This is a genomic window from Streptantibioticus cattleyicolor NRRL 8057 = DSM 46488 (assembly GCF_000240165.1).
Taxonomy (GTDB): domain Bacteria; phylum Actinomycetota; class Actinomycetes; order Streptomycetales; family Streptomycetaceae; genus Streptantibioticus; species Streptantibioticus cattleyicolor.
This window is the reverse complement of sequence record NC_017586.1, coordinates 4,712,552-4,728,224: the sequence shown is the minus strand read 5'-3', so window position 1 is coordinate 4,728,224 and position 15,673 is coordinate 4,712,552. Positions and strand designations below refer to the sequence as shown.

Sequence of the window (15,673 nt, the reverse complement as noted above, 5' to 3'; positions counted from 1 at the left end):
GAGAGACGACCAGCCGGGAGAAACGACGAAGGGACGCCTGGAGGCGTCCCTTGCAGACCTTCTTGCGGTGCCGGTGGCCGTCCCGACGAGCCGGGTCAAGCCAGCGCCGGCTCCGCCTGGGATACGTCGATGCTGTTGAGCAGCGACTCGTCGCGCGACGCAGACAGCGCGTCGTTCTCCGCCTGGATACGTACGAGCTCGGATTCCAGGTCCTGAACGCGCTGCTGAAGCCGTCGCATCTCGGCGAGGAGTCGCGGGTCGGGGCCGCCGACGTAACCGAGAAGCGCCTTTGCCATGATGGATGGTCCTCCACGCTGAGTGACCGACCTGAGCGGTGTGGGTCGTGAGGGGGCTTGCACCCGCTGTTTGCGCCGCTCCTGTTGTGGTTCTCCCAGCCAAACAGCTAAGGTGCGCGGGGCTTCCAGCGTCTCACCAAATGGTTTGACGGTCAACACGATCAAAGCCCGGACGTACGCGTGCCGTCACACGCACGGCGTCAACGCGCCGCGGGGGCACCCGCATGGGCTGTGGAGAGATCACCTTGCTGCCGCAGCCTGGCACGTCGGTGAAGAATTGGCAACCGTCCCGGGCACATACCGCGTGCAGTTGCCCGCCGGACGGTCGTTTTGCGGGGGTACCACCCGCTCCGGGCTCCGGAAAACCGGCTCCGACCTGGCCGTACGGTGACGTGACGACGCTCCGCGGTCGAACGGCTGTTTGCCCGCCGGACAACGGTTCCGGGCCCCTCCCCCACGCCCGCCGACGCGCGCCCCGGGCCGCCCGTGCGTCCGGCGGGCGCGCCGGGGCGCTTCGAGGCATGTGGAGGCGTTTCGGGGCGCGTCTCAACGTGTCTCGAAGCCGTCGTATCCGCCGCGCGCCTCGCCCCAGATCTCGGTGACCCCGTCGACCCGGCCGGGGGTGCGGCCGTCGCGCAGCCAGTCGAGCAGGCGGCGGCAGCGGTCCCGGTCGCCCTCCGCGACCACCTCCACCCGGCCGTCGGCGAGGTTGGAGGCGTAGCCGGTGAGCCCGCCGATCTCCAGTGCGGTGGCCCGGGTCCACCAGCGGAAGCCGACCCCCTGGACGTGACCGCGCACCCAGGCGGTGAGACGTACAGATTCGTTCATACCGGCACGTTATCCGGCCAGTTACGAGCGTCTCATCCGCACCGCCCGGGGGCTTCGGTAGCGTCGCGCCGCGGCGCGCCTCACCCGTTCGGGGGCGTTCGGGGCTGGACGCCGGGAGCGCCGAGGGGGTGTTCGGATGGGGTGTGATCGTCCGGCGGGGGCGGCGCCGGTGTGGATCGGGCTGGTGACGGTGTGCGCGGTCGCGCCGGCCGGGACGGTGCCGGGGCAACGCGCCCGTTGGAACGGGCGGTGACGTGGGCCCGGCCGGCACACCGGTGTCCCGGAGCGTCCTGGCGGACCAGGCCGCCCGGGTGTTCGTCCTGGTCAACCGGGAGCGCGCCGGGGCCCGGTGCCGTCCGCCGGCCCGGGACGTCCGACTGGCCCGGCTCGCCCAGGCGCACAGCGACGACATGGCGGCCCGGGGCTACTTCTCGCACACCGATCCGGACGGCAGATCGCCGTGGGACCGGGCGGCCCGGTTCGGCGTCGGCCGCCTGGGCGGGGAGAACATCGCCCGCGGACAGCCCGACGCCGCCGCCGTGATGGCGGCCTGGATGCACAGCCCGGGCCACCGCGCCAACATCCTGACCTGCGCCTACCGTGCCCTGGGCGTCGGCTTCCACCCCGGCGACGGCGGGCCGTGGTGGACGCAGGACTTCGGCTACTGAGCCGTTCCGGCCGGGTCAGACGGTGGCCGGGGTGTAGCGCCGGGCGGTCTCGGTGATCCGGCCGCCCAGGTGGCGGGCGGTGGCGATGTCGGCCTTGTGGACGCCCTCGGGGCCCTGGTCGTTGTTGGTCTGGGCGCCGGCGCCGAGGAAGATGCCGAGCCGGTTGAGGTCGTTCTCGGAGGCGGTGGAGGAGTTCCAGCCCGGGTGGAGGCCGAGGCTGACCCAGTGCATGCCGTGCTGGGCGGCGAGCACGGTGAAGAACTGGAGGGTGTGCAGCTTGTCGCCGCTCTTGGAGGCCGAGTTGGTGAAGCCGGCCGCCAGCTTGTCCCGCCAGGCGGCGGTGGCCCAGCGCTTGGAGCTGGCCTCGGCGAAGACGTGGAAGGCGCCGGACGCGGTGCCCATGTAGGTCGGCGAGCCGAAGACGATCGCGTCGGCGGAGTCCAGCAGCGCCCACCGCTCGTCGTCGATGCGCTCGACGTCGATCAGGTGCGCGGTGGCGCCGGCCTCCACGGCGCCGTCCCGGACGGCCTCGGCGAGCACGGCGGTGTGGCCGTAGCCGGAGTGATAGGCGATGGCGACGACAGGGGTGGCGGGCATGGTGGTGCTCCTTGCTGACGCCCGGGGTGCCCGGGCGGAACGGGATGGGTCCGCCACGAAGGAGAACACTTTCCAAACGAAAGCGCAAGCCAACAGTTAGCACCCTCTCGGCAGAAAGCGCTGCGGAAGACACCGTGCCGGAGTACCCTGGCCGCCATGGACGACGCCACCGTGACCGCCCCCGCGCCGGACGAGGACATCGACCTCGCCTACGACGTCTTCGCCCGCAGCTGCCCGTCGCGCCACACCCTGGAGCACGTCACCGGCCGCTGGGGAGCGCTGACCCTGGGCGCGCTCAGCGAGAACACGCTGCGCTTCAACGAGCTGCGCCGCCGGGTGGACGGGGTGAGCGAGAAGATGCTCTCCCAGACGCTGCACGCGCTGGAACGCGACGGCCTGGTGCACCGCGAGGACCGGCAGACCAACCCGCCGCGGGTGGAATACCGGCTCACCCCGCTCGGCGAGAGCGTGGCCGAGCGGCTGCTGTCCCTGATCGAGCTGATCGAGGGGAAGATGCCCGAGGTGCTGGCGGCGCAGCACCGCTACGACGGGCGGCGCCCGGCCTGAGCGGGGCGGATCAGCCGGCCGTGGGGCGCGGAGGCCGCTGGCAGCGCGGGCAGTAGTAGCTCGACCGGTTCATCCACGGCCGCCGCCGGATCGCCGTACCGCAGCGCCGGCACGGCTCGTCCTCGCGCCCGTAGGCGTCCAGCGAGCGGTCGAAGTACCCGGACTCGCCGTTGACGTTGACGTACAGGCTGTCGAAGCTGGTGCCGCCGACCGCCAGCGCCTCGTTCATCACCTCGCGGATGTGGCCGACGAGTTCGGCGGTGCGCGGGCGGGTCAAGGTGGCGGTGGGGCGGTCGTAGTGGAGCCTGCTGCGCCACAGCGCCTCGTCGGCGTAGATGTTGCCGACGCCGCTGATCAGCGACTGGTCGAGCAGCGCGCGCTTGATGGTGGTGCGGCGGCGGCGCAGCGCGGCGTGGAAGGCGTCCTCGTCGAAGGCGGCCTCCAGCGGGTCCGGGGCGATGTGCGCCAGCGGCAGCGGAAGGCCGACGGCGGCGTCCGGGCCGTCGGGGACGCAGGGGTGGACCGACAGGCCGCCGAAGGTGCGCTGGTCGACGAAGCGCAGTTCGGTGCCGAGGTCGTCGGCGAGCCGGATCCGGACCCGCAGGTGCGTCTCGGCGGGCGCGTCGAGCGGCTGGACCAGCAGCTGCCCGCTCATCCCGAGGTGGCCCAGGAGCGAGCCGCCGTCGTCCAGCAGCAGCCACAGGTACTTGCCGCGCCGCCGGGCGGGGCCGAGCACGGTGCCGCGCAGCCGCGAGGCGAAGTCCTCGGCGCCGGCCGGGTGGCGGCGCACCGCCCGCGGATGGAGGACGGTGACCTCGGCGACCGTCCGGCCGCTGATCCACCGTTCCAGGCCGCGGCGGACCACCTCGACCTCGGGCAGCTCAGGCATGTCCCCTCCTGGAAGTGCTGGAAACCTGGACGACGGGCCCGGCCCCCGCGGGTGGCGGGGGCCGGGCCCGTGCGTCGTGTCGCTGGTGCGCCGGTCAGGAGGCGGCGGGCTCCGCGGAGCCGGCGGCCTTGGCCGCGGCGTCGCGTTTGGCGCCGATGGCCCGCCAGGCGGCCTCGGCCGCCTGCTGCTCGGCCTCCTTCTTGCTGCGGCCGGTGCCGGTGCCGTACGTGACACCACCGACGCGGGCGGCAGCCGTGAAGGTCTTCTCGTGGTCCGGGCCCGACTCGGTCACCAGGTACTCGGGGACACCGAGCGCCTCGGTGGCGGTCAGCTCCTGGAGGCTGGTCTTCCAGTCCAGGCCGGCGCCGAGGTTGGACGACTTCTCGATCAGCGGATCGAAGAGCCGGTGGACGAGTTCGGAGGCGGCGTCGAGCCCCTGGTCGAGGTAGACCGCGCCGATGACCGCTTCCAGGGTGTCCGCGAGGATGGACGCCTTGTTGCGGCCTCCGGTGCCCTCCTCACCCCGGCCGAGCCGGACGAAGCGGCCCAGCTCCAGCCCGCGGGCCACCTCGGCCAGCGCACGGGAGTTGACCACGGCCGCCCGCAACTTGGCGAGCTGCCCCTCCGGAAGGTCGGGGTGGACACGGTAGAGGGTGTCCGTGACGACCAGGCCGAGCACGGAGTCCCCGAGGAACTCCAGGCGCTCGTTGGTCGGCAGGCCACCGTTCTCGTAGGCGAAGGACCGGTGGGTCAGCGCACGCACCAGAAGGGCGGGTTCGAGTGTGTACCCGAGCCGCCCTTCCAGAAGCGTGTGGGACGAGGCCGTGTCCGCCTGCGCCGGGTCACCCCCACGTTTGTGGGGACTGCGATCGGCGTCTGACATGAAGCCTGTCACCCGCCGATCAGACCTCGAGGACCTGGCGCTTGTTGTAGGTGCCGCAGCTCGGGCACGCGATGTGCTGCTGCTTGGGCTCGTGGCAGCGCTCGCATGCCACCAGGGTCACGGGCGCAGCCTTCCACTGCGAACGGCGGTGGCGCGTGTTGCTGCGCGACATCTTCCGCTTCGGAACAGCCACGGCTATTTCTCCTGCTTCTCGTCGACGCCGCCCTCGGCGCCGCTCATGTTGTCCTTCTCGCCGCCCTGGAGGGAATCGGCGAGTCCCTGCAACGCCGCCCAACGGATGTCGGTGGCGTCGTGGTGGTGACCGGGATCGTCCGCGAGACGGGCACCGCAATCGGCGCACAGCCCCGGGCAGTCCTCCCGGCACACCGGCTGCAGCGGCAGTTCGAGCACCACCGCGTCCCGCAGCACGGGTTCGAGGCCGATCAGATCGTCCTCGACCTGGAGCAGTTCCTCCTCCTCGTCGCCGTCGGCCTCGTCGGCGTGGCCGCCGAAGCCCTCCCCGGCGTCGGGGTAGGAGAACAGCTCCTGGAAGTCCGTTTCGAGCTCGCGCTCGATCGGCTCCAGACACCTTACGCATTCGCCGGTGACCGGCGCTCGGGCGGTACCCGTGACGAGCACGCCCTCCATCACCGACTCCAGCCGCAGGTCGAGCTCGATCTCCGCGGAGGCGGGGACCCCGATCACATCGGCCACGCCCAGATCGGCGGGCGCGGGCACGGTCCGCGCGATCCGCTTCATCGCGCCAGGCCGACGGCCCAGCTCACGCGTGTCGAGCACGAGCGGGTCGCGGTGGTCAAGGCGGGCGTTGATGGCTTCCTGCTTTCCTCGGTGCATGTGCCGTACGGCTCCCCCACAGCCTTGCGGGCGTGGGAGGAGCCCCTCGCCGTCCCGGAAGAGGGCAGCCGGAAACCGGCTCATATGCGGGCCGGAGCTGTCAGGATACTTGACCGGCGGCGCTGACCCAACTCGCCCTCGGGCTCACCGGCCCCCGTCGAGTTCCCGCAGCTGGTTGAGGTCGATCAGCGAGGTGTCGAAGAAGCTGGTCTCGTCCAGCCCGGCCGGCTGCTGCGGTACGTGCGCGTGGGCGCCCTGGGGCTGCTGGGGATGGGTTTGCGGGGCCGGTGCCTGCCCGACGGCCTCCTGGTAGCCGTGGTGCGCCGGCCAGTCGCCGTAGCCGCCCGGCTGCTCCTGGTAGGTGCCGTAGTACCCCTGGTAGCCGGGGTGCTGGGGTTCGGCGGTGGTGCCGTAGCCGAGCGAGGGGTCCTGGTAGCCGGTGCCCTCGTACCCGGCGGCGGCCGGGGCGTAGCCGGGCTGCTGCGGGTAGCCGTAGTCGCCGGGCTGGGACGGGGCGGGGACGGCGGGCGCGACGGGGGTCTGGTTGAGACCGGCGGCCAGTCCGGCCAGGTATTCGTCGTCGCTCTGCGGCGCGGCCCCCAGGGCGTCCTGGGCGGCGAGGTGGGCGGCGAGGTCGTCGATGGGGCGGTGGCCGGTGAGCTTCTGGCGGCCCCGGCCGACCGCCTCCAGGGTCTTGGCGAGGACCGCCTCGAAGGCGCCGAGCTTGGCGTCCACGTAGGCGTCGGCCCGGCGGCGCAGTTCGTCGGGGTCGGAGGTGCGCTCCGGGGCGGCGTCGTACTCGGGGTCGGCCTGCTCGGCCGGGGACGCGCCGGGGTCGCGGCCCAGCAGCTTCTCGCGGCCCCGGTCGACGGAGCCGAGGGTCTTGGTGAGGACCACCTCGAAGTTGGCGAGCTTGCTGTCGACGTACTCGTCGGCCTCGGCGCGGACCTCGTCGGCCTCGGCGCGGGCCTCGGCCAGCAGGCGGTCGGCCTCCTCCTGGGCGTGCCGGGCGACCTCGGTGCCGGAGATCAGCGCGGCGCGCTCCTCGTGGGCGGCGGCGATGACCCGGTCGGCCTCGGCGCGGGCCTCGGCGACCACCTGTTCGCGGTCGCCGATGACCGCCTCGGCCCGGGAGAGGGCCTCGGGCAGCGCGGCCTGGAGGTCACGGACCATGGCGAGCAGCTCGGCACGGTTGATCACGCAGGAGGCCGACATGGGCATGGAGCGCGCGCCTTCGACGGCCGCGACGATCTCGTCGAGCTTCTTCTGCACGTCCATGTGCGTCAAGTCTTTCCTCGGCGGAACCCGGCGGGACCCGGGCCCGGCTGGAGCCGGTGGGGTGAAGCAGACTCTACGACCCCCGGGGCCGCCCGACCCACTGACTGACGCATCGTCAGGAAACCGGTGCTCACCGGTCCTTGCCGAGCTTGCCGCGCAGCGCCTCCATCACCGGCGCGGGCACCAGGTGGGAGACGTCGCCGCCCCACGCCGCGACCTCCTTGACCAGGCTGGAGGAGAGGAAGCTGTAGGCGGGGTTGGTGGGGACGAAGAGCGTCTCGACGCCGGAGAGGCCGTTGTTCATCTGGGCCATCTGCAACTCGTAGTCGAAGTCGCTGACCGCCCGCAGCCCCTTGACGATGGCCGGGATCTCCCGCTGCTTGCAGAAGTCGACCAGCAGGCCGTGGAAGGACTCCACCCGCACGTTGCCGAACTCGGCGGTGACCTGCTCGATCAGCGAGATGCGCTCGTCGATGGTGAACAGGCCCTGCTTCGACTTGTTGATCATCACGGCGACGTGCACGACGTCGTACAGGCGCGACGCGCGGGCGATGATGTCGAGGTGGCCATTGGTGATGGGGTCGAAGGACCCCGGACAGACTGCGCGGCGCAACGGTGACTCCTCGCTCTCCGGGTGGGTCATGACGCGTCGGTGACCTGGGCGGCGCGACCGTACCAAAGGGTGCCCTCCCCGTAGCGGCGGGCCCGGAGTCCCTCGAATCCGGCGGGCCAGTGGAACTGACCGCCTCGGGTGCCGCGTTCCACGGTGACCATGGCGTCCGCCGCGAGCCAGCCCCCGGCGGCGAGTGTGATCAGGATCTCGCGCAGTTCGTCGTCGGAGACCGCGTACGGGGGGTCGAGAAAGACCACGTCGTACGGGTCGGCGGGGGGCGGGCCGGCCACCACCTTCTCGGCCTTGGCGGCCCGCACCTCGGCGCCGGGGAGCCCGAGCGCCCGGACGTTCTCCCGGATCACCCGCACCGCGCGGGCGTCGGCCTCCACCAGCAGGACGTGGGCGGCGCCCCGGGAGAGCGCCTCCAGCCCGACCGCGCCCGATCCGCCGTACAGGTCGAGCACCCGGGCCCCGGTCAGCGGGCCGTGCAGCGCCTGCCAGGTGGAGAAGAGCCCCTCGCGCGCCCGGTCCGAGGTGGGGCGGGTGCCCTGGCCTGGCGGCACGGCGAGGCGTCGGCCGCCTGCCGCACCGGCGATCACGCGGGTCACGTCGGTCACGTCCTCGGGGTAACGGGTGGAACGGCGCCGCCGCGGCGCCGCCCCACCACGATACGTAGCTCAGCCGCGCCCCGGCTCCTCGGCCGCCCCCACCAGGGCGGGCGAGGCGTAGCGGGACCAGGACAGGCAGCCGTCGGGCGGGCAGTACTCCGGGCGCCGCGGGTCGTGGCCCAGCTCACGCAGCTTGGTGCGCACCGAGTCCGGGGTGCGGCCGAAGCGGGCCGATATCCGGGCGACGGTCTCCCCGTCGTGGAAGCGGCGGACCAGCTCCTGCTCGTGCTGGGGCACCCAGGGGGCACCGTGCCCGGGGTACAGCTCGCGCAGCACGTCGCGGTCGGGGATGGGTTCGGCGACGTCGGCGACGAGCGCGATGGCGCGCAGGGCGCGGTTGACGGCGAGCCGCAGCGAGGCCACGTCCTGGAGCGGCAGCCGCAGTTCGCCGGAGGCCAGCAGGGTGTCGGGGTCGCTCTCGTGCCAGCCGGAGAGCGTCACGGTGACGGTGGTGTCGTCCTCGCTGGCGAGCTCGATCCGGAAGACCTTCTCGCCGAGCGGGAGTTCGTTGATGTGACGGAACGCCATGTTTCAGCCCCCAAGGGTCCACAGTGGCCCATCCGCGGTCGGACCGGCCTGGACTGTCTCCAATTCTCCCAGGGGGGTATGACAATCGCCGCCCGGCGGACGGGAGTTGGGCGACCCGTCCGCCGCGGGGCTCACCCCTTCTCCAGGTAGTCCTCGCGGGAGGCGTCCACCAGGCTGTCGAGCGCGCTGCGCAGCTCGGGGTGGCCGGCGAGCGAGGGGTCGGCGGCGACCAGGGCGGTGGCCTCCTCGCGGGCGGCGGCGATGATGTCCTCGTCGGCGATGACGGTGAGCATCCGCAGCGAGGAGCGGGTGCCCGACTGGGCCTGGCCGAGGACGTCGCCCTCGCGACGCTGCTCCAGGTCGATGCGGGAGAGCTCGAAGCCGTCCAGGGTGGCGGCGACCGCGTCCAGCCGGGTGCGGGCCGGGCTCACCTCGGGGGCCTCGGTGACCAGCAGGCACAGCCCGGCCGCGGCGCCCCGGCCGACCCGGCCGCGCAACTGGTGGAGCTGGGAGACGCCGAACCGGTCGGCGTCCATGATCACCATGGCGGTGGCGTTGGGGACGTTGACCCCGACCTCGATCACCGTGGTGGCCACCAGGACGTCCACCTGGCCGGCGGCGAACCGGCGCATCACGTCGTCCTTGGCCTCCGGCTGCATGCGGCCGTGGAGCACCTCGACCCGCAGCCCGGCCAGCGGACCGGTGGCCAGCTGCTCGGCGACGTCGAGCACGGCCAGCGGCGGACGGCGTTCCGCGTCGTCCGCGGCCTCCTTGCCCTCCTTGGTCTCCTTGGCCTTGGCCGGCTCCTCCTCGTCGCCGATGCGGGGGCAGACCACGTACCCCTGGTGGCCGGCGGCGACCTCCTCGCGGACCCGTTCCCAGGCGCGGGTGAGGAAGTGCGGCTTGTCCTTGGCCGGGACGACGTGGGTGGCGATCGGCGAGCGGCCGGCCGGGAGCTGGTCGAGCACCGAGGTCTCCAGGTCGCCGAAGACCGTCATGGCCACCGTGCGCGGGATCGGGGTGGCCGTCATCACCAGCAGGTGCGGGGGGCGGTTGCCCTTGCCGCGCAGGGCGTCGCGCTGCTCGACGCCGAACCGGTGCTGTTCGTCGACGACCACCAGCCCCAGGTCGTGGAAGGTGACCTTGTCCTCGATGAGGGCGTGGGTGCCGACCACGATCCCGGCGTCCCCGCTGACCAGGTCGAGCAGGGCCTGACGGCGCGCGGCGGCGCCCATCGAGCCGGTGAGCAGGACGACCTTGGTGCCCACGTCCGCCCCACCCAGCATCCCTCCCTCGGCGAGGTCACCCATCATCTCGGTGATCGAGCGGTGGTGCTGCTGGGCCAGCACCTCGGTGGGGGCCAGCATGGCGGCCTGGCCACCGGAGTCGACCACGGCGAGCATGGCCCGCAGCGCCACCAGCGTCTTGCCGGAGCCGACCTCGCCCTGGAGGAGCCGGTGCATGGGGTGTTCGGCGGCCAGGTCGGCGAAGATCTCCGCGGAGACCTTGGTCTGCCCCTCGGTGAGGGTGAACGGCAGCCGGGCGTCGAACGCGGTGAGCAGGCCGTCGTCCTTGGGGCGGCGGGCCACCGCGGGCCGGGCGGCGTCGTCGGCGCGCCGCCGGGCCAGCGCCACCTGGAGGACGAACGCCTCGTCCCACTTGAGGCGTTCCCGGGCGTCGGCGATGTCGGCCCGGGTGGCCGGCCGGTGCACCTTGAGCAGCGCCTCGGGCAGCGGGGCGAGCCCGCGGTCGGCGCGCAGCCGGGCGGGCAGCGGGTCGGCGACGCCGGCCCATTCGGTGCCGGTCAGCGAGTCGAGCACGACGTCCACGGCCTGCGCGATCTGCCAGGAGGCGATCTGCTTGCACGCCGGATACAGCGGCAGCAGCCGGCCGGCGAAGGCGTCCACCGCCTCCTCGCCGTCCTCGGCGTCGAGCAACTGGTAGTCGGGGTGGGCGAGTTGGCGTACCCGGTTGAACACGGTGACCTTGCCGGCGAACATCCCGCGGCGGCCGGGCACCAGCTTGGTGTGGTGGAAGTGGGCGGCCTTGTTGAAGAAGACCAGTTGCAGCGAGCCGCTGCCGTCGGTGACCACCACCTCCAGGCGCACCCCGGCGCCCCGGTTGTAGGTCTTCTTCTCCGCCTTGGCCACCTGGGCGACCACGGTGACGTGCTCGTCCAGCGGCAGGTCGGCGAGCCTGGTCAGCTCACCGCGTTCGGCGTAGCGGCGCGGGTAGTGGTGGAGCAGGTCACCGGTGGTGTGCAGGTCGAGGTGGTCGGCGAGCACCTTGGCGGTGCGGTCGCCGACGACCTTGCGCAGCGGTTCGTCGAGGGCAGCCATCGCCCTCCATAGTGGCGCAACGCTGTGACAGCGCCGGGCGCGACGCCCCTGGAGGCCGGCTCCGCGCCGGGCGGAGCCGCCGGTCCGCCCGCGCGGCGGGGCCGCCCCACCGGCCGCGACCCGCCACGCACGTGGCGAATCCGCCCCCACGCGGACACCCGGCTCCGCACCGGGCGGCAACGCGTCCCGGCCCCGGAGGCCGGCTCCGCGCCGGGCGCAGACACCGGTCCGCCTACACGCTCGCACCACGCGGCGGAATCCGCCCCCACGCACACACCCGGCTCCGCGCCGCACGGCAACGTGTCCCGGCCGCACCCGGCCGACGCACGCCCGTTACGCACGGCACTGCCGGCGGCGCCCGCGTGGACACGCGATCACGCACTGCGCCGCGTCCCGGCCGCACCCGGCCGACGGCAAGCGCCCGCCACCGACGCGGCACAGCCGCCCCCCCCACGCGGCGGCGTTTCCCGGCCGCACCCGGCCGACCGGCCGGGCCGCCTCACCGCGCCGGCGCCGGAGGCCGGCTCACTCCACGCCGATCACCAGCGGGCAGGTGTGCTGGCCGCCGGGGTGGACGACGGTGTCGACGGCGAGGTGGTGTTCGCGGACGTGGTCGGTGAGGTGGTCGGCGAGGCCGGGTGGGGCGCCGGCGCCGGGGACGAGGGTGACCATCTCGCCGCCGGCCGCGAGCATCCGGTCGAGGACGGTGACCGCGGTGCGGGCCAGGTCGTCGCCGATCACCACCACGTCGCCGTCGATCAGGCCGAGCAGGTCGCCGGCCTGGCAGACGCCGGCCATGGTCCACGACTCGCGTTCGGCGACCGCCACGGCGGCGTACCGGGTGGCGCCGGCCGCGGCCGTCATCGCCACCACGTCCTCGTCGAACCGGCGGGAGGGCTGGTGGACGGCGAGCGCGGCGATGCCCTGCACCGCGGAGCGGGTGGGGATCAGGGCGACCCGCAGGCCGTCGGCGCGGGCCTGTTCGGCGGCGACCCCGGCCAGGTGCAGCAGTTCGGCGTCGTTGGGCAGCAGCACCACCTCGCGGGCGTGCGCCCGGCGTACCGCCGCCGCCAGGTCGCCGCTGGCCAGCGGTTCCCCGGCGGGCACCGGCACCACGGTGGCGCCGGCCCCGGCGTAGAGCGCGGCGAGCCCGTCGCCGTCGGCCACGGCGACCACGGCGCGCTGTTCGAGGGCGGCGGTGCGCCGTCCGGTACGGCACTGGTCGCCGAAGTGGGTGATGCGGATCCGGTACGGGCGTCCGGCGTCCACCCCGGCCTCCACCGCGGCCCCGGCGTCGTCCACGTGCACATGGACGTTCCACAGCCCGTCGCCGCCGACCACCACCAGGCAGTCGCCGAGCGCGTCGAGGCGGGCGCGCAGCGCGGGGACCGCGGAGTCGGCGGCCTCCAGCAGGTAGACCACCTCGAAGGCGGGGCCGTCCTGGGCCAGGTGCGGATCGCGGCCGGCGGCGCAGTCGTGCCGCGGGTCGGGCAGCGGGCGGGCGGTGGTGGCCGGCGGTGCCTGCGCGGTGGCCCCGACCGCCCGGGCCAGCGCGCCGAGCACGGCCACCAGGCCGCGTCCGCCGGCGTCCACCACCCCGGCCCGGCCGAGCGCGGCGAGCTGTCCGGGGGTACGGGCCAGCGCGGCGCAGGCGGCGTCGTAGGCGGCGCGGGCGGCGGCGGCCACGTCCCCGGCCGTCGCGCAGGCGGCGTCGGCCGCCGCGGCGGCGACGGTGAGCATGGTGCCCTCGGCGGGGTGGGCGACCGCCTGGTGGGCCGAGGCGGCGGCGTGCCGCAGGGCGCGGCGCAGGGTGTCGGCGTCGTCGGGGCGCGGGGGCTGCGGGGCGGCCAGGATCTCGCTCATGCCGCGCAGCAGCTGGGCGAGGATGGTGCCGGAGTTGCCGCGGGCGCCGATCAGCGCGCCGTGCGCCATGGCCCGTACCGTCTGGGCGCGGTCGGGGCGGGCGCCGGAGGAGGCGTGGCCGTCGAAGACCGCGTCCACCGACTGGGCGGCGGACTCCACGGTCAGGTAGAGGTTGGTGCCGGTGTCCCCGTCGGCGACCGGGTAGACGTTGATGGCGTCGATCTCCTCCCGGGCCCGGCCCAGCTCGGCGAGGGCGAGCCGGCACCAGGTGCGCACCGCGACGGCGTCCAACGTGGGCGGCAACCGGGTTCCTCCTGACGGCACGGGTGGGCACGACAGCACCGACAGTAGTGGGGTCCCCGCGCGGGGCCGGAGGAGGGCCGGGCGCGGAGCCTGGCTGGTGGACCGGGAGAAGGCTCCCGGCGCCCATGGTAGATTCGAAGTACGTGAGCGGTCGTTGTATGCTGCTCCGGTTGCCCGACGCCGGTCGGGTCTTCCTCTCGGTTCCGCCGAGATTCACCGTACGTGCATCTGAAGTCTTTGGAGTGACCCGTGGCTGCCAACTGCGACGTCTGCGGCAAGGGGCCGGGCTTCGGCAACAACATCTCGCACTCGCACCGCCGTACTCGCCGTCGTTGGAACCCCAACATCCAGACGGTGCGTGCCGTGGTCGGTCGGACGCCGAAGCGCCTCAACGTCTGCACCTCGTGCATCAAGGCCGGCAAGGTCGCGCGCTGACGGTTGACGTCGTCGTAGCGCAGCCCTGCGGCTCGTGCGGAGCGGCCGGTCCACCCTCGTGGTGGGCCGGCCGCTTCGTCGTTGCGGGAAGTCGCCGTCACGCGGGGCCCGGGTCACCCCCACTGCCAGGCGTGGTCCACCGGGCCGATTCCGGCGCCCAGCGGGAATCCGGCGGCGATGGCGCCGGTGACGTACGCCTTGGCGGCGCCGACCGCCTGCGGCACGTCGAGGCCCTTGGCGAGGTGCGCGGCGATCGCGCTGGCGAGGGTGCATCCGGTGCCGTGGGTGTGCCGGTTGTCGTGGCGCGCCCCGCGGAACCAGTGTTCCTCGCGGCCGTCGCTGAGCAGGTCGACCGGGGCGCCGGGCAGATGGCCGCCCTTGATCAGGGCCCAGCGCGGCCCGTACGCCAGGATCGCGCGGGCCGCCTCACGCATGCCGTCCTCGTCGGTGACCTTCACGCCGGTGAGTTCGGCCACCTCGTCGAGGTTGGGGGTGGCCACGGTGGCGGTGGGCAGCAGCCGTTCGCGTACCGACTCCAGCGCCTCGGCGGCCAGCAGCCGGTCGCCGTGCTTGGAGACCCCGACCGGGTCCACCACGACCGGCGCGTCGACGCCGGCCAGGAGTCGGGCGACGGTACGCACCAGCTCCGGTGAGGCGAGCATGCCGGTCTTCACCGCCTGCACCCCGATGTCGTCCACGATGCTGCGGAACTGGGCGCGGACCGCCTCGGCGGGCAGTTCCCAGGCGCCTTGCACGCCCAGCGAGTTCTGCGCGGTGACGGCGGTCACCACGCTCATGCCGTGCGTGCCGAGGGCCAGCATGGTCTTCAGGTCGGCCTGGATGCCCGCGCCGCCGCCGGAGTCGGATCCGGCGACGGTGAGCACCCGTGGTGGTATGCGCATGACCCGAACCTAACGGGTCGTCCCGGGCGGCGGGTGAACGCCTCGCGAACGCCGACCCCCGCCGGGCGCGGACGCCGGTCAGCCGGCCGGGGCGCCGAAGTGGTCCCAGCCGCCGGCCGCCTCCCACACCGCGCCGTCCACGGTCACCTGCGGGCCGGCCCCGGCGCCCAGCACCTCGCCGATCACCCGCCAGCGGGCCGGGAGTTTGGCCTTGGCGGGGAAGGCGGCCACGATGGCGTGGTCCTCACCGCCGGTGAGCACCCAGTCGACCGGGTCCACCCCGACCGCCTGCCCGATGTCGGTCATCTGCGCGGGGACGTCGAGCGCCGCGCGCTTGACGTCGATGCTGACCCCGCTGGCCTCCGCGATGTGTCCGAGGTCGGCCAGGAGTCCGTCGCTGACGTCGGTCATCGCGGTGGCCCCCAGCGCCGCCGCGGCCGGGCCCTCGGCGTACGGGGGTTCGGGGCGGCGGTGGGCCTCGACGAAGGCGCGGGGGCTGCGGAAGCCCCGGGAGAGCAGCGCGTACCCGGCGGCCGACCAGCCGAGCCAGCCGGTGACGGCCACCACGTCCCCGGGGCGGGCACCGGAACGGGTGACCGGGCGGCGGCCCTGGAGGTCGCCCAGCGCGGTGATGGCCACCGTGATGGCGTCGCCGCGCACCACGTCGCCGCCGGCCACCGCGGCGCCGGCCACCTGGCATTCGTCGCTGATGCCGTCCATCAGCTCCAGCGGCCAGGTGGCGGGCAGTTCGGCCGGGACCACCAGGCCGAGCAGCAGGGCGGTGGGGGTGGCCCCCATGGCGGCGATGTCGGCGAGGTTCTGCGCCGCCGCCTTGCGGCCGACGTCGTACGCGGTGGACCAGTCGCGCCGGAAGTGGCGCCCCTCCAGCAGCACGTCGGTGCTGGCCACCACGCGGCGGTCCGGGGCCGCCACCACGGCCGCGTCGTCGCCGGGCCCCAGCCGTACCGCCGGGGTGGTGGTGAGCCGGGAGGTCAACTCCCTGATGAGCCCGAACTCGCCCAGCTCACCCACGGTGCCCTTCATGCCCCTCGCTCCTTCAGCAACACTGTCCCCTTCTCGTGCCGGTTCCTCGTGCCGGTTTCCCGACGGCGGACGGCGGCCCGGCGGACGGCCGTCAACGCCGCTTGCCGGGCGGCCTTC

The 15,673-nt window shown here is 73.9% G+C and carries 18 protein-coding genes; 3 read left to right on the top strand and 15 right to left on the bottom strand.

Features of this window, described 5'->3' with window-relative positions; genetic code table 11:
* Positions 1–95: 95 nt before the first annotated feature.
* Complete coding sequence (locus SCATT_RS20870; protein WP_014145125.1) at positions 96–296, bottom strand: hypothetical protein; 201 nt, start codon at positions 294–296, stop codon at positions 96–98.
* 546 nt (positions 297–842) lie between these two features.
* A complete protein-coding gene (locus SCATT_RS20865) occupies positions 843–1,124 on the bottom strand; it encodes an acylphosphatase (protein ID WP_014145124.1) in 282 nt (93 codons plus the stop codon).
* Between the two features lie 275 nt (positions 1,125–1,399).
* Between SCATT_RS20865 and SCATT_RS20860 the strand changes: the two genes are divergently transcribed.
* Entirely contained in the window at positions 1,400–1,792 is a 393-nt protein-coding gene (locus tag SCATT_RS20860; RefSeq protein ID WP_407696622.1) for a CAP domain-containing protein, read from the top strand.
* Between the two features lie 15 nt (positions 1,793–1,807).
* On the opposite strand, the gene SCATT_RS20855 is transcribed toward SCATT_RS20860, so the two are convergent.
* Positions 1,808–2,389 (bottom strand): flavodoxin family protein, encoded by a 582-nt coding sequence (locus SCATT_RS20855; RefSeq protein WP_014145122.1) that lies wholly within the window; start codon positions 2,387–2,389, stop codon positions 1,808–1,810.
* Between the two features lie 156 nt (positions 2,390–2,545).
* On the opposite strand from SCATT_RS20855, the gene SCATT_RS20850 reads away from it, so the two are divergent.
* The gene (locus tag SCATT_RS20850; RefSeq protein WP_014145121.1) at positions 2,546–2,956 is read left to right on the top strand and encodes a winged helix-turn-helix transcriptional regulator; all 411 of its coding nucleotides are present in this window, start codon (positions 2,546–2,548) and stop codon (positions 2,954–2,956) included.
* Positions 2,957–2,966: 10 nt separating this feature from the next.
* On the opposite strand, the gene mutM is transcribed toward SCATT_RS20850, so the two are convergent.
* The 10 genes from mutM to SCATT_RS20800 form a co-directional block, all read right to left on the bottom strand.
* Positions 2,967–3,845, bottom strand: a complete 879-nt coding sequence (mutM, locus tag SCATT_RS20845; RefSeq protein WP_014145120.1) for a bifunctional DNA-formamidopyrimidine glycosylase/DNA-(apurinic or apyrimidinic site) lyase — start codon at positions 3,843–3,845, stop codon at positions 2,967–2,969.
* A 94-nt stretch (positions 3,846–3,939) separates the two neighbouring features.
* Complete coding sequence (rnc, locus tag SCATT_RS20840; protein ID WP_014145119.1) at positions 3,940–4,728, bottom strand: ribonuclease III; 789 nt, start codon at positions 4,726–4,728, stop codon at positions 3,940–3,942.
* Between the two features lie 19 nt (positions 4,729–4,747).
* Positions 4,748–4,921 carry a 50S ribosomal protein L32 gene (gene rpmF, locus SCATT_RS20835; protein WP_041824911.1) on the bottom strand — a complete coding sequence of 58 codons (174 nt, stop codon included), beginning with the start codon at positions 4,919–4,921 and terminating at the stop codon, positions 4,748–4,750.
* Positions 4,922–4,923: 2 nt separating this feature from the next.
* Complete coding sequence (locus SCATT_RS20830; protein ID WP_014145118.1) at positions 4,924–5,583, bottom strand: YceD family protein; 660 nt, start codon at positions 5,581–5,583, stop codon at positions 4,924–4,926.
* Positions 5,584–5,727: 144 nt separating this feature from the next.
* Positions 5,728–6,861, bottom strand: coding sequence for a hypothetical protein (locus SCATT_RS20825; RefSeq protein WP_014145117.1), 1,134 nt, complete (start codon positions 6,859–6,861; stop codon positions 5,728–5,730).
* Positions 6,862–6,991: 130 nt separating this feature from the next.
* Positions 6,992–7,474: a pantetheine-phosphate adenylyltransferase gene (coaD, locus tag SCATT_RS20820; RefSeq protein WP_193789287.1), complete on the bottom strand. Its 483-nt coding sequence runs from the start codon at positions 7,472–7,474 to the stop codon at positions 6,992–6,994.
* Positions 7,475–7,500: 26 nt separating this feature from the next.
* Positions 7,501–8,082, bottom strand: a complete 582-nt coding sequence (rsmD, locus tag SCATT_RS20815) for a 16S rRNA (guanine(966)-N(2))-methyltransferase RsmD (protein WP_014145115.1) — start codon at positions 8,080–8,082, stop codon at positions 7,501–7,503.
* Between the two features lie 69 nt (positions 8,083–8,151).
* Positions 8,152–8,670 (bottom strand): hypothetical protein, encoded by a 519-nt coding sequence (locus SCATT_RS20810; RefSeq protein WP_014145114.1) that lies wholly within the window; start codon positions 8,668–8,670, stop codon positions 8,152–8,154.
* Between the two features lie 131 nt (positions 8,671–8,801).
* Positions 8,802–11,009: an ATP-dependent DNA helicase RecG gene (gene recG, locus SCATT_RS20805; RefSeq protein ID WP_014145113.1), complete on the bottom strand. Its 2,208-nt coding sequence runs from the start codon at positions 11,007–11,009 to the stop codon at positions 8,802–8,804.
* A 525-nt stretch (positions 11,010–11,534) separates the two neighbouring features.
* Positions 11,535–13,175, bottom strand: a complete 1,641-nt coding sequence (locus SCATT_RS20800; RefSeq protein ID WP_014145112.1) for a DAK2 domain-containing protein — start codon at positions 13,173–13,175, stop codon at positions 11,535–11,537.
* Between the two features lie 249 nt (positions 13,176–13,424).
* On the opposite strand from SCATT_RS20800, the gene rpmB reads away from it, so the two are divergent.
* Complete coding sequence (gene rpmB, locus SCATT_RS20795; RefSeq protein ID WP_014628431.1) at positions 13,425–13,610, top strand: 50S ribosomal protein L28; 186 nt, start codon at positions 13,425–13,427, stop codon at positions 13,608–13,610.
* Between the two features lie 113 nt (positions 13,611–13,723).
* On the opposite strand, the gene thiD is transcribed toward rpmB, so the two are convergent.
* Both thiD and SCATT_RS20785 read right to left on the bottom strand, forming a co-directional pair.
* Positions 13,724–14,512, bottom strand: coding sequence for a bifunctional hydroxymethylpyrimidine kinase/phosphomethylpyrimidine kinase (gene thiD, locus SCATT_RS20790; protein ID WP_014145110.1), 789 nt, complete (start codon positions 14,510–14,512; stop codon positions 13,724–13,726).
* Positions 14,513–14,590: 78 nt separating this feature from the next.
* Positions 14,591–15,556 carry a thiamine-phosphate kinase gene (locus SCATT_RS20785; RefSeq protein ID WP_014145109.1) on the bottom strand — a complete coding sequence of 322 codons (966 nt, stop codon included), beginning with the start codon at positions 15,554–15,556 and terminating at the stop codon, positions 14,591–14,593.
* Positions 15,557–15,673 lie beyond the last annotated feature (117 nt).

What these genes read in the sequence shown, in the direction of transcription:
- SCATT_RS20870 (WP_014145125.1), bottom strand. Translation starts at nt 296, where the DNA reads ATGGCAAAGGCGCTTCTCGGTTACGTCGGCGGCCCCGACCCGCGACTC.
- SCATT_RS20865 (WP_014145124.1), bottom strand. Translation starts at nt 1,124, where the DNA reads ATGAACGAATCTGTACGTCTCACCGCCTGGGTGCGCGGTCACGTCCAG.
- SCATT_RS20855 (WP_014145122.1), bottom strand. Translation starts at nt 2,389, where the DNA reads ATGCCCGCCACCCCTGTCGTCGCCATCGCCTATCACTCCGGCTACGGC.
- SCATT_RS20850 (WP_014145121.1), top strand. Translation starts at nt 2,546, where the DNA reads ATGGACGACGCCACCGTGACCGCCCCCGCGCCGGACGAGGACATCGAC.
- mutM (WP_014145120.1), bottom strand. Translation starts at nt 3,845, where the DNA reads ATGCCTGAGCTGCCCGAGGTCGAGGTGGTCCGCCGCGGCCTGGAACGG.
- rnc (WP_014145119.1), bottom strand. Translation starts at nt 4,728, where the DNA reads ATGTCAGACGCCGATCGCAGTCCCCACAAACGTGGGGGTGACCCGGCG.
- SCATT_RS20830 (WP_014145118.1), bottom strand. Translation starts at nt 5,583, where the DNA reads ATGCACCGAGGAAAGCAGGAAGCCATCAACGCCCGCCTTGACCACCGC.
- SCATT_RS20825 (WP_014145117.1), bottom strand. Translation starts at nt 6,861, where the DNA reads ATGGACGTGCAGAAGAAGCTCGACGAGATCGTCGCGGCCGTCGAAGGC.
- SCATT_RS20810 (WP_014145114.1), bottom strand. Translation starts at nt 8,670, where the DNA reads ATGGCGTTCCGTCACATCAACGAACTCCCGCTCGGCGAGAAGGTCTTC.
- recG (WP_014145113.1), bottom strand. Translation starts at nt 11,009, where the DNA reads ATGGCTGCCCTCGACGAACCGCTGCGCAAGGTCGTCGGCGACCGCACC.
- thiD (WP_014145110.1), bottom strand. Translation starts at nt 14,512, where the DNA reads ATGCGCATACCACCACGGGTGCTCACCGTCGCCGGATCCGACTCCGGC.
- SCATT_RS20785 (WP_014145109.1), bottom strand. Translation starts at nt 15,556, where the DNA reads ATGAAGGGCACCGTGGGTGAGCTGGGCGAGTTCGGGCTCATCAGGGAG.